The 11,767-nt window shown below is 70.1% G+C and carries 8 protein-coding genes; 4 read left to right on the forward strand and 4 right to left on the reverse strand.

Translation table 11 applies throughout. The features are described 5' to 3' along the window. Position 1 precedes the first annotated feature (1 nt). Positions 2 to 3,916, reverse strand: coding sequence for an ATP-dependent RNA helicase HrpA (gene hrpA / locus Q2K20_RS07705; protein WP_269501397.1), 3,915 nt, complete (start codon positions 3,914 to 3,916; stop codon positions 2 to 4). A 51-nt stretch (positions 3,917 to 3,967) separates the two neighbouring features. Continuing rightward, positions 3,968 to 4,156 carry a hypothetical protein gene (locus tag Q2K20_RS07710; RefSeq protein ID WP_067717794.1) on the reverse strand — a complete coding sequence of 63 codons (189 nt, stop codon included), beginning with the start codon at positions 4,154 to 4,156 and terminating at the stop codon, positions 3,968 to 3,970. A 49-nt stretch (positions 4,157 to 4,205) separates the two neighbouring features. On the opposite strand from Q2K20_RS07710, the gene Q2K20_RS07715 reads away from it, so the two are divergent. After that, on the forward strand, positions 4,206 to 4,898 hold the full coding sequence (locus Q2K20_RS07715; RefSeq protein WP_163375843.1) for a hypothetical protein: 693 nt from the start codon (positions 4,206 to 4,208) through the stop codon (positions 4,896 to 4,898). Here the strand turns inward: Q2K20_RS07715 and Q2K20_RS07720 are convergent. Continuing rightward, the gene (locus Q2K20_RS07720) at positions 4,873 to 5,532 is read right to left on the reverse strand and encodes a potassium channel family protein (protein WP_269501563.1); all 660 of its coding nucleotides are present in this window, start codon (positions 5,530 to 5,532) and stop codon (positions 4,873 to 4,875) included. The two genes, Q2K20_RS07715 and Q2K20_RS07720, sit on opposite strands and share 26 nt — an antisense overlap. Positions 5,533 to 5,608: 76 nt before the next feature. After that, positions 5,609 to 6,271: a potassium channel family protein gene (locus Q2K20_RS07725; protein ID WP_269501403.1), complete on the reverse strand. Its 663-nt coding sequence runs from the start codon at positions 6,269 to 6,271 to the stop codon at positions 5,609 to 5,611. Between the two features lie 98 nt (positions 6,272 to 6,369). On the opposite strand from Q2K20_RS07725, the gene Q2K20_RS07730 reads away from it, so the two are divergent. The 3 genes from Q2K20_RS07730 (at position 6,370) to dxs (ending at position 11,710) form a co-directional block, all read left to right on the forward strand. After that, positions 6,370 to 8,376 (forward strand): APC family permease, encoded by a 2,007-nt coding sequence (locus tag Q2K20_RS07730; protein WP_269501406.1) that lies wholly within the window; start codon positions 6,370 to 6,372, stop codon positions 8,374 to 8,376. Continuing rightward, positions 8,373 to 9,716 (forward strand): class I SAM-dependent RNA methyltransferase, encoded by a 1,344-nt coding sequence (locus Q2K20_RS07735; protein ID WP_269501407.1) that lies wholly within the window; start codon positions 8,373 to 8,375, stop codon positions 9,714 to 9,716. Before Q2K20_RS07730 ends, Q2K20_RS07735 begins: the two co-directional genes overlap by 4 nt. A 119-nt stretch (positions 9,717 to 9,835) precedes the next feature. After that, complete coding sequence (gene dxs / locus Q2K20_RS07740) at positions 9,836 to 11,710, forward strand: 1-deoxy-D-xylulose-5-phosphate synthase (RefSeq protein ID WP_269501409.1); 1,875 nt, start codon at positions 9,836 to 9,838, stop codon at positions 11,708 to 11,710. Positions 11,711 to 11,767: the final 57 nt, after the last annotated feature.

An 11,767-nucleotide genomic window follows, 5' to 3' on the forward strand; every position in this document is an offset into this window, starting at 1 on the left:
GTCATCGGGACGACCGCGGGGCGAGCGCAGACGCCACCGCCTTGTCGATCCGCTCTGCCGATACCGGCCGTGCGGTACCCAGTGACTGCGCGAACAACCCCACCCGGTACTCGGCGAGCATCCACCGCAGGTCCCGGCACACCCGTGCGCCACCCGGCCGCCGTCGCAGCGCGGCGCACGCCTCCTCGACGATCGACTCGGAGCGGTTCAGCTTCGCCGTGAGTTTGCCGTGCCGCGCGGGTGACTTCTCCGCGAGGTCCAACCGGAGGCCGACCGCCCGCACATGTCGCTCCAGATGTGGAAGCACATCCGAGGGATGGCGGGCGAGGAATCCGCGCCCGACGAGGAAGTCCAGTGAAGCACGGACCTCGTCGGCGACATCTGCCGGCGCCGCCGCCAGACGGCCCGACACGGACTGGGCGGCCATCAGCGCGGGAACCGCCGACGAGATCGCGGACGCCACCGCACCGGGGACCTCCGCCCGCGCAGTGGCCTGGAGTTCGTGGAACTCCGCGACCGTGAGAACCGGTGCGCCCTTTCGCCGGGCGATGATCCGCCCACTCGCAGCGAGCGATGCGTCCGACACCAGGGATTCCATCCCGCCGTGCGGGTACTGGGTGAGCGCGAGTCGCTGCTGGACCGGACGGCCGCGCAGAATCGATGCCGCGGAGACCAGGCCGCCCGAGACCAGCGTGAGCACAGCCGACGCCTGAGTGGATCGACGCTCGTCCTCCGTGGCGCACGCCACGAGGTGAATTCCGTCCCCACCGACACGCAGGGCGGGGTAGACGGTCACCTCGACACCGTCCACCGAGCCGGTGACCGACTGCGGGAGGTCGCCGATGGTGTCGGATGTCCACTCCCGGCAGGGCCCCTTGTCGGGTACCAGACGGGCGTTGAGGGTCGCCCGTACCCTGTCCACCAACCGGGTCCTCAACTGCGCGAGATCCGTTCCGGAGGCCACGACCTCGTCCCCGTCGACCACCTCGAAACGCATCCGGAGATGGCCCGGTAGCTGGTTCTGATCGAAGTCACGCGGGTCGACCGTGGTACCGATCCGAGCAGACAGCGCCCGCGCGAGCGCGACGGACAGCGGGGCGGACCGGGGCGAGACGTCTCCCGCCAACAGCGACGCGAACTCGGCGGGCGGAGAACACAGTCGACGCAGATACTTGGGCAGCGTGCGGAGCATCTCCGTATAGAGCTCCTCCCGCAGCCCCGGCACCAGCCATTCGAACCCGGCGGTGGTGACCGAGGACAGTTGCGGCAGCGGGATGCGCACCGTGATCCCGTCGGTGGTGACGCCCGGATCGAACGCGTACCGCAGTTCGAAACTCCGCTCTCCCTGACGCCAGAAGGGCGGGAAATCGGCGGCATCGGGCACCGCCTCGGAGGTGCGTATGTCCTCGGGGGTGAGACGGAGGGACTCTTGGTCGCGATGACCACGCTTCTTCCACCAGGACTCCAGATGCCGGCCGGAGGTGATGTCCTCGGGCAGGCGGTCGAGATAGAAGGCCACCAGTGCCTCGTCGTCGATCACCAGATCCCGACGGCGGCTCCGCGTCTCCAGTTCACGGGCCTGCTCCACGGCCTCGGCGTTCTCGCGGATGACCGGGACCCGGGTATCCAGGCGCCCTTCCACGATCCCGTGGCGGACGAGCATCTCGCGGGCGAGCGGGGCGTCGACCCTGGAGAGCAGGATCCGCCGCGCCTCCACCACGGTCAATCCCAGCAGCAGCACCTTCTCATACGCCATCGCCGCACCCTGGGCGTCCGACCAGTGCGGTTCGGAGTACTGGGTGCGGGTGAGGTGACCCCCGAGTTGTTCGATCCACCCCGGATCGATCCGGGCGACATCACGCGCCCACAACCGGGACGTCTCGACGAGCTCGGATGCCATCACCCAGCGGGGAGGCTTCCTGGACAGATCCGACCCGGGGAACACCTGGAACCGGATACCGCGAGTGCCCCGGAACTCGCGGGTCTCCTCGTCTCGCATTCCGACATTGGTGAGCAGACCGGCCAGGATCGCCTTGTGGAGGTCGTCCTCCGCGGCGTGTCCGGACGCGGGATGCCACCCTCGTTCACGGCACATGCTCCGCAGCTGGGAGTTGAGGTCCTGCCACTCTCGGATGCGTAGCCAGTGGAGATACTCCGCCTTGCACATCTTGCGGAAGGCGCTGCCGGACAACTCACGGCGCTGCTCGGTGATGTACCTCCACAGATTGAGATATCCGAGGAAGTCGGAGGTCTTGTCCGCGAAGCGGCGGTGCAGCAGGTCTGCCTTGTCCCGCTCCTCCGCGGGACGCTCGCGGACGTCCTGCACCGTCAGGGCGGCGACCACCACCAGCACGTCCGACAGCGAACCGTTGCGGTGGCCCTCGACCACCATCCGGGCGAGTCGGGGATCGAGGGGGAGTGCCGCCATGTCACGGCCCACCTCGGTCAGGTGAGGGCGCTCGTCGTCGTCGACCCTGACCGCCCCGAGTTCGGAGAGCAGAGTGAGCCCGTCCCGGACGGCCTTGCGGTCCGGGGGTTCCACGAACGGGAAGTCGTCGACGGGGCCCAGGTCCAGATCCGCCATCGACAGGATCACCGAGGCGAGGTTCGTGCGCAGGATCTCCGGGTCGGTGAACTCCGGTCGCGAGTCGAAGTCCTCCTCGGAGTAGAGGCGGATACAGATCCCGTCGGCGACGCGGCCGCAGCGTCCCGCGCGCTGCGCGGCGGAGGCCTGGGACACCGGTTCGATGGGCAGTCGCTGCACCTTCGTCCGGGTGGAGTAGCGGGAGATCCTCGCCAGGCCGGTGTCCACGACGTAGCGGATGCCGGGCACGGTCACCGAGGTCTCAGCGATATTGGTCGACAGGACCACCCGCCGGGTGGAATGGGCCCGGAACGCGCGCTGCTGTTCTGCTGCCGTGAGGCGGGCGAACAGCGGGAAGATCTCGGTGCCCGGGAACTTCCGGCCCCGCAGCACCTCCTCGGCGTCGCGGATCTCACGCTCACCGGAGAGGAACACGAGTACGTCACCGTCGTCCTCGCGTAGGAGCTCCGCAACGGCGTCGGCGAGCGCGTCGAGGGGATCCAGGTCGACCACGCGATCGGCGTGTACGACCTGAAGGGGCCGGTACCGGACCTCCACGGGATAAGTGCGCCCCGAGACCTCGATGACCGGGGCCGGGCGCCCCTCCGCGCCGGCGAAGTGACGGGCGAAACGGTCCGGGTCGATCGTGGCGGAGGTGATGACGAGTTTGAGGTCCGGGCGACGGGGCAGGATCTGCTTGAGATAACCCAGCAGGAAGTCGATGTTGAGACTGCGTTCGTGGGCCTCGTCGATGATGATCGTGTCGTAGGCCCGCAGCAGCCGGTCACGCCGGATCTCGGCGAGCAGCACACCGTCGGTCATGAGCTTGACCGCGGTCTCGGGGCTGGTGCGGTCGTCGAAGCGGACGGCGGACCCGACCGGGCCACCGATCTCCACCCCGAGCTCGTGAGCGATCCGCTCGGCGACGGAGCGGGCGGCCAACCTCCTCGGCTGGGTGTGGCCGATCATGCCCTTGACCCCGCGCCCGAGTTCCAGGCAGATCTTGGGGATCTGGGTGGTCTTGCCCGACCCCGTCTCGCCGGCGATCACCACCACCTGGTTGTCCCGGATCGCCTCGGCGATCTCGTCCTTGCGGGCGCTGACCGGGAGCTGTTCCGGGTATCGGGGGGTGGGGATCGACTCGGTTCGGCGCCGCACGCGCTCGGCGGCCTCGTCGATCCGCCGTCCGAGGTCATCCAGCTGGTCGACGCGGGCACGACGGACCCTGGACCGGAGACGATGGGCGTCGAGGGTGCCGACACCGTCGAGACGGGCGAGGAGGTCGTTTCGGGCGCGGCGGAGGTCGGGAGTGGGTGAGGAGGACGACGGCATGGTGCCGCAAGGATATCGACTCGCGTCGCCGGGCTCCGACCGGCGCGGTCCCTAGTCGACGACGCCGTCCCGCCGACTCTGGATCCTCGCGTAGCGCTCGTGCAGCCGCTCCCGCACCTCATCGGGCTCGTAGGACCGCCGACGCCGCTCGGAACGGGCCGCCAGGATCCCCGTGGCGGCCACCCCCGCCGCACCCGCCGCGCCGATCACTTTGAGCCACTGCCGTCCCCTGGGAGCCATAGGGCCGAGACTAGGCGGGTACGCACGGGCGGCCTGGCAGGATCGCGGTATGAGCGTCGACACCGTCCCCCTGGCCGCCGCGGCGCACCGCACCCGCACCGGGGACCTCTGGCTCTTCCGCGGCCGGAGCACGGCGGACCGGTTGATCCAGACCCTCACGAACGCGCCCGTCAACCACGTGGGCGTCGCGGTGGTCCTCGACGACATGCCGCCGCTGCTGTGGCACGCCGAGATGGGACGGGCGCTGCCGGACGTGTGGACGGGTCGCCACCAGCGCGGCGTCCAGCTGCATGACCTCGAGTCCGCCGTCCGGCAGTGGGCCGGACCGTACGGCCAACGAGCGTGGTTCCGCCAGATCTCCCCGGAGGTGGGTGGGGACCACGAGGACGAGCTACTGGAGTCGATCGCCCGGTTGAACGGCGTGTCCTTCCCCTCCGCGGGACGTCTCACCGCGAGGTGGGCGCGAGGACGGTGGGCGGCACGTGGGACACGGCGGGACGCCAGGGGTCGCAGCGTCCGCTCGGGATCCGATGCCGGTGCGGCGATGCGTATGGAGGCGGCGTACTGCGCGGAGGTCGTGGGGGTCACCCTGGAGGCGATGGGTGTACTCCTGCCTGCGGGTGAGGCGAGTTGGTACGACCCGGGCCGTTTCTGGAGCGGTGACGACCTGCCCCTGGCCCCGGGATGGGACTACGGCCGGGAGATCGCGGTGACGGTCACCCGCCCAGGACGACCTCGCTGATACCGGCCTCGACCTCCTCCGGCGCCACCACGAGCAGTTCGTCGCCGGGCTCGAACGGAACGTCGGGTTCGGGGACGATCACCCGCCCGCCGCGCAGGATCGCGACGAGGGCGGCGTCCCGGGGAAACCGAACGCGGGACACCGATCGCCCCGCCAACGGGGTCTGGTCCGGCAGCGTCACGCTCACGAGGTTCGCCCCTCCGCGGCGCAGGGTCATCAGACGGACCACGTCCCCGACGGAGACCGCCTCCTCGACGACCGAGACGATCAGCCGGGGCGTCGACACCGCCACGTCGACGCCCCAGCGCTCGTCGTAGAGCCACTCGTTGCGGGGATCGTTGACGCGGGCGACGACCCGGGACACCGCGAATTCGGTCTTGGCCAACAGGCTCACCACCAGGTTGGCCTTGTCATCACCCGTGGCGGCCACCACCACGTCCGCCGCCTGCACGTCCAACCGTTCGAGGACACTGAGCTCGCAGGCGTCGCCGACCTGTTGATCCGCCCCGTCGACCGGGTCGGCCGAGAACACGGTGGAGCGCTTGTCTATCAGCGTGACGTCATGGCCGCCGGTCACGAGTTCGCGTGCGATCGACCGTCCGACGACACCGGCTCCGGCCACCACCACCCGCATGGTCGCGGAGTACACGGTCCTGGCCGGGGCTCCGGCGAGCAATCCCGAGCCGTCGGCGTAGTCGGGGACGGAATTCTCAGACATCCGAGGGTCCTTCCTGCACCAGGTCGTCCAGTTCCGACACCGTCTGCGAGGGCACGACGATATGGAGGACATCGTCGGCCTGGACGAGCGTGTGAGCGTCCGGGAGGCGGCTCTCGCCGAAGCGGGTGACGGCCGCAGCACGTCCTCCGACCGCGGCCGCGAGCCGGTCGACCGGGACCCCGACCCACGCCGCCGGTGCGTCGAGGGCGACGAGCGACACGGAGTCCGTCTGGTCCCGCCACTCGACGGGACTCGACCCGGCGGTGATGTAACGGACCAGACGACCGGTGGCCCACGGAACCGTGGCGATGGTCGAGATCCCCAGTCGTTCGTAGACCTCTGCGCGCCCCGCGTCGTAGATGCGCGCTATCACCCGCTCGACACCGAAGGTCTCCCGGGCGACACGCGCGGCGATGATGTTCGAGTTGTCCCCGGAGGACACTGCAGCGAATGCGTCGGCCCCCTCGAGCCCGGCCTCGGTGAGCACCGTCTTGTCGAAGCCCTGGCCGGTCACCGTGCGCCCCGAGAACTCGGCCGACAATCTGGCGAACGCAGCCGAGTCGCGGTCGATCACCACGACCTGGTGGCCGGCTGCGTCGAGTTCGACGGACAGCGCGGCCCCGACACGACCACAGCCCATGACGACGACCCTCATGACGAGTCCACTCCTCACGGCCCACGCACGTGAGCCAGTGACGGACACGCTACTCACACCCACGGATGCTGCCCGGCGGGGCTCGCGGGCCCTACGATATGTCGGTGTCCAGGATCTCGAAGGTCTCCGTGGGAACCAAGCGTCTCCTCGTGGGGCGTCCCTCGCGCAGCGACACCATCGGTGCCACCAGCCTCCGCAAACGGATCGCGTTGCCGGTGTTCGCGTCCGACGCGCTGTCCTCGGTGGCCTACGCCCCGCAGGAGATCTTCCTCGTGCTCTCCATCGCCGGGGTCTCGGCACTCACGTTCACCCCGTGGGTGGGACTGGCGGTGGCGGCGGTCCTTGTGGTCGTCATCGCCTGTTACCGGCAGAACGTCCGTGCCTACCCGTCGGGAGGAGGCGACTACGAGGTCGCCACCGTCAATCTGGGCCCCCGTGCGGGCCTGGCGGTCGGTGCGGCCCTGCTGTTCGACTATGTCCTCACGGTGGCCGTGTCGATTTCGGCCGCCGCCGCGACCATCGGATCGGCGATCCCCTTCGTCCAATCCAGGGAGATTCCGTTCGCCGTCCTGGCGATCATCCTCCTGGCGGCGCTCAACCTGCGTGGGCTCCGTGAGACCGGCGCGATGTTCGCCGTGCCCGTCTACGCGTTCCTCGCCTCCATGACCGCACTCATCGTCTGGGGGCTGTTCCAGGTGGAGATCCTGGGCCGCGACCTCCGGGCCGAATCCGCGGGATTCGAAATGGTGCCGGTGGACGGGGCGGAGTTGGCCGGACTCGCGCTCGCCTTCGTCGTCGCCAAGTCCTTCGCATCCGGATGTGCCGCCCTGACCGGTATCGAAGCCATCCACAACGGTGTCCCGGCCTTCCGGAAGCCGCGGGCCCGCAACGCCGCCGTGACGCTGGCCGTCCTCGGGGTTCTCGCGGTCTCGTTCCTCCTGGGGCTCATCGCCCTGGCCGGTCGGCTCGGGGTCCGGATCGCCGAGCAACCGGCGGCACAGTTGATCGGCGCTCCGGAGGGGTACCGGCAGAAGACGATGATCGCCCAGTTGGCGCGACCGGTCTTCGAGGGGTTGCCGCTCGCCTTCTACGCCGTCATCATCATCACCGCGCTGATCCTGGCACTCGCCGCCAACACGGCGTTCAACGGGTTCCCGGTGCTGGCCTCGGTCCTCGCTCGCGACAAGTATCTGCCCCGACAGCTCGCCACCCGCGGGGACAGGTTGGCGTTCTCCAACGGGATCGTCGTCCTCGCGATCGCGGCAGTCGTGTTGGTCGTGGCGTTCGACGCCCAGGTGTCGCTCCTCATCCAGCTCTACATCGTGGGCGTGTTCGTCGCCTTCACCCTCGGCCAGCTCGGCATGGTCCGACACTGGACCCGGCGCCTGGACCACGAGCGGGTCCCGTCCGTGCGTCGGCGGATCCACAGGTCCCGGGCGATCAACGCCGTCGGGTTCCTCGTCACCGCCGGCGTCCTGGTGATCGTCATGGCGACCAAGTTCCTCTCCGGGGCCTACATCGCGGTCCTGGCGATGCTCGGAGCGTTCGGGATCATGCGACTCATCCACCGGCACTACGTCGCGGTCGCCCGCGAACTCGACGACTCCTCGTGGGAGGTCGTCCTGCCGAGCCGGACACACTGTGTGGTCTTGGTGTCCAAACTGCACCTGCCCACCCTGCGGGCCCTGGCCTACGCGCGGGCGGCACGCCCGGACTCGATCGAGGCGTTGACGGTGAACATCGATACCGCCGAGACCCGTGCCCTCGTGAGGGAATGGGATCGACGCGGCATCTCGGTTCCGCTCAAGGTGGTCGAGTCCCCGTACCGTGAGATCAACCGTCCCGTGGTGGACTACGTGAAGCGCCTTCGCGATCAGGCGCCGCGGGACGTGGTGACCGTGTACATCCCCGAGTACGTGGTGGGCCACTGGTGGGAGCAGATACTGCACAACCAGAGCGCGCTGCGCCTCAAGACCCGCCTGCTCTACGAGCGAGGTGTCATGGTGACCAGCGTCCCGTGGCAGTTGTCGTCCTCGGACGGCCGCGCGGAGCAGGCGCGCGACGAACCCATCGTCGGACGCTGGCGTGGACCGGAGGAAAGATGACCCAGGACCGAGCGACCGGCTGGACGGGCCGTGTGGTGCGCCTGCGCATGGAGGGACCGGCGCACGGCGGCGAGTTCGTCGCGCGCCACGAGGGCCGGGTGGTGTTCTGCCGCGGCGGGATCACCGGCGAACTGGTCGACGTCCTCATCGACGACGACCCCGGGCGCGCGTTCTGTCGAGGGACGGTCCAGGCGGTGGTCGAGGAATCCCCGGACCGGGTGGTCCCGACGTGCCCGGCGGCGGCCGCCGGCGCCGGCTGTTGCGACTGGAGCCACATCGCGTCCGATGCCGCCCGCGGTTTCGCCGGCAGGATCCTGGCCGAGCAGGTGTACCGGATCGGCCGGATCGCATACCGGGACGACGCGGTCCCGGTCGAGGTCCCCGCCGCGGATCCCGCGACGTCCGGCTGGCGTACCGTCGCCCGCTGGGTCACCGGCCCCGATGGTGTGCCGGGGGTCCGGAGGGCGCGCTCCCGTGAACTGGTGACCGAGCCCTGCATCCAGCCCGACCCGCGGCTGCGTGATGCGGTCTCCGCCACCACGCTCGGCCCGGGCCGCGAGGTGCTCGGAGTGCTCGGTGACGACGGAATGGTGCACATCGCCCACCGCCCGGCCGTCGGTGACACGCCGCGGGGCCGGAGCGGCCGATCCCGCCGGTCCTCGGCGACCCGCGCCAGGGCACGTCATTCGCGGGCGGCCGGTTGGGAGATCGTTGCCGGGGGACCGACCGTCGTGAGACGGGTGGGCGGCCACGAGTGGCGGCTGCCTCCCGACGCGTTCTGGCAGGCGCACCGCTCCGCCGCGAGCCACTACAGCCACGAGGTACGCACCGCGGTGACGCGCACCCCCGACCTGACCGACATCCCCGAGATCTGGGACCTCTACGGAGGCGCCGGGCTGTTCGCCGCCGGGGTTCGGGACGCGATCCCGGGCGCCCGCGTGACAGTCGTCGAATCCGCCACGGCGTCGCTGCACGCGGCCACGGACACCCTCGGCGGCCCGCCCGGGGACCCCGCCGGCGGGGGAGTGAGGACCCTGCGTTCCCGGGTCGAGACGGTGCTCGAGGACCGCGACGACCGGCCGGCGGACCACCCCGATCCGGAGGTCATCATCCTCGATCCCCCGCGCGGCGGAGCGGGGATCCCGGTCATGCGGCGGCTCGCGGCGACAGGTGCGTCCCGGATCGTGCACGTGGGCTGCGATCCGGCGAGTCTGGCGCGGGACATCGGCGTCCTCGTGGCCGCCGGGTGGACGCTCACGGACCTCCACGGGGTGGCGGCCTTCCCGGGCACCCATCACGTCGAGGGGATCGCCGTACTGGACTCGCCGGGACGCTCCTGATCCGGCACCGCAGGTAGGGGCCCACACGTCCGCCCGTGGGCGAGGTCGCGCGGCGCCAGCCAGTAGACTGACCATTCGACCCAGCAGGGTGTCGGTCACGGAAGGGGCAGTCGACAGCAATGAGCGTGCTCGAACAGGTTGACGGCCCATCCGATCTGCGGCGGCTCGGTCCCGGGGAGTTGGCCGCGCTGTGCGGGGAGATACGTGAATTCCTCATCCGTAAGGTCGCCGCGACGGGCGGGCACCTCGGCCCGAATCTCGGCGTCGTCGAACTGACCGTGGCGTTGCACCGGGTCTTCGACTCACCCCGCGACCCCGTCGTCTTCGACACCGGACACCAGTCCTACGTCCACAAGATCCTCACCGGTCGTCGCGATCAGTTCGACGGGCTCCGCACCCGCGGGGGGTTGTCCGGTTACCCGTGTCGCGCGGAGAGCGAGCACGACGTGGTCGAGTCCTCGCACGCCACGGCCTCCCTGTCATACGCGGACGGGTTGGCCAAGGCGTTCTCGTTGCGCGGGGAGTCCGATCGGACCGTCGTCACCGTGATCGGCGACGGCGCGATGACCGGTGGCATGGCATGGGAGGCCCTCAACAACATCGCCGCCGCCAAGGACCGCCCCATGGTCATCGTCGTCAACGACAACGGCCGCTCGTACTCGCCGACCATCGGAGGGCTCGCCGACCGCCTCGGCGCGCTGCGGCTCCAGCCGGCGTACGAGAAGGCGATGGATCGCACGAAGAACGCGCTCACGGGCCGCAAGGACGTCGTGGGGAAGGCCGTCTACTCGGTGCTCCACGGCATCAAGACGGGAGTCAAGGACGTCGTGTCGCCGCAGGAGTTGTTCGCGGACCTGGGGCTCAAGTACATGGGGCCGGTCGACGGGCACAATCTCGCCGCCACGGAGGCGGCCCTGCGCCTCGCGAAGGATTTCGGCGGCCCGGTGGTGGTCCACGTCGTCACCCGTAAGGGGATGGGCTACGTCCACGCCGAGAACAACGAGGCGGACCAGATGCACGCCACCGGGGTCATCGATCCCGAGACCGGAAAGCCGCTGTCGACCTCCTCCGCCGTGGACTGGACGTCGGTCTTCTCCGAGGAACTGTGTGCGATCGGTGCCGAACGCGATGACGTCGTGGCCATCACGGCCGCGATGGCCGGGCCGACCGGTCTGGCCGCGTTCGGGGAGCGGTTCCCGGAACGGATGTACGACGTGGGTATCGCCGAGCAGCACGCCGTGGCCTCGGCGGCAGGGCTCGCGCTCGGTGGGCTGCACCCCGTCGTCGCGGTCTATTCGACCTTCCTCAACCGGGCGTTCGACCAGCTGCTCATGGACGTCGCGCTACTCCGACAACCGGTCACCATGGTCCTGGACCGGTCCGGCGTCACCGGCCCGGACGGTGCGAGCCACAACGGGATGTGGGACCTGTCGCTCACCGGAATCATCCCCGGGGTGCGCGTGGCCGCTCCCCGGGACGCGACCACCCTCCGGCAGGAACTGCGCGAGGCGGTGGGCATCGAGGACGGTCCGACCGTCGTCCGGTTTCCGAAGGGGTCGGTCGGTGATGCTCTGCCCGCCCTCGCCACGTCCGAGGACGGGGTCGACCGCGTGCACGGATCCGGTGACGCCGAGGTCCTCATCGTCGCGGTGGGGTCGATGGTCGCGCCCGCCATCGCCGCCGCCCGTGCCCTCGGGACAGAGGGCATCTCGGTCGACGTAGTGGACCCCAGATGGGTCTACCCGGTGCCCGCGTCGATCGTGGACGCCGCCCGTGGACGCCGTCTCGTGGTCACGGTCGAGGACAACGGTCTGCACGGTGGCGTCGGGTCAGCGGTGTCGGCATGCCTGGACAACGCCGCGGTGCGGGTCGATCGAGTCGCGCTGGGCATCCCGCAGGAGTTCCTCGACCACGGCTCCCGGGGGGAGATCCTGGCCGACGCAGGACTGACCCCCGAGGGGATCTCGGACAGCATCCGGACCCGACTGGGCTGACCCGGGCCGGATCGCCGGACGCGTGCACACGCGGGCCCGTACCCACGCGTGACAGGG

The sequence above is a fragment of the Dietzia sp. IN118 genome (assembly GCF_032905965.1).
Lineage (GTDB): Bacteria > Actinomycetota > Actinomycetes > Mycobacteriales > Mycobacteriaceae > Dietzia > Dietzia kunjamensis.